Annotated in this window: 1 protein-coding gene; it reads left to right on the top strand. The window is 67.9% G+C overall.

Annotated features, from left to right (window positions below; translation table 11 throughout):
- Positions 1 to 636 (top strand): Ig-like domain-containing protein (locus tag DK254_RS09185; RefSeq protein WP_218281411.1); only part of this gene is annotated, 636 nt, incomplete at both ends.

Below are 636 nucleotides of genomic sequence, written 5' to 3'. Positions count from 1 at the left end.
GAGCCGGGCAGCGTGACCGACGAGGCCCAGCCGACCCTCAGCGGTTCGGGCGAGCCGGGCGATACCGTGAGCATCCTCGACAACGGTGAAGAGATCGGTACCGCCGTCATCGACGAGAACGGCCACTGGGAATTCACCCCGGAACAGCCGCTGGAAGAGGGCGACCACAGCATCAGCGTGGTCATCACCGACCCGGCCGGCAACGCCAGCCAGCCCAGCGAGTCGCTGGACTTCAGCGTCGACACCAGCGTGCCGCCGATGGTCATCGACCGCATCGAGCTGATCGACGACGTCGACCCGCTCACCGGGGTGATCGCCAACGGCGGTTCCACCGACGATGCTGCGCCGCTCGTACAGGGCCATGTCGAAGGTGAGGCCCAGTACGTGGAAATCTACGACGGCGCGACCCTGCTGGGCACCGCCCTGGTGGACGGCGAAGGCAACTGGAGCTTCCAGGCGCCCGAGCTGGCCTCCGGCGAGCACAGCATCTCCGCCCGTCCGGTGAACGCCATCGGCCAGGAGGGCGAGGCCAGCGAAAGCATCGGCTTCACCGTGGTGGGCGAGGAAACCCCGCTGCCACAGCTGCCGGTCATCAGTGAAATCGTCGATGGCGAGGGCTCGGTCACCGGCCCGCTG

Origin of the sequence: Pseudomonas sp. RW407 (assembly GCF_003176655.1) — a bacterium.
Taxonomy (GTDB): Bacteria; Pseudomonadota; Gammaproteobacteria; order Pseudomonadales; family Pseudomonadaceae; genus Pseudomonas; species Pseudomonas delhiensis.
Note: the sequence above shows the minus strand (reverse complement) of the source record. Positions and strands in the feature narration are given on the sequence as shown.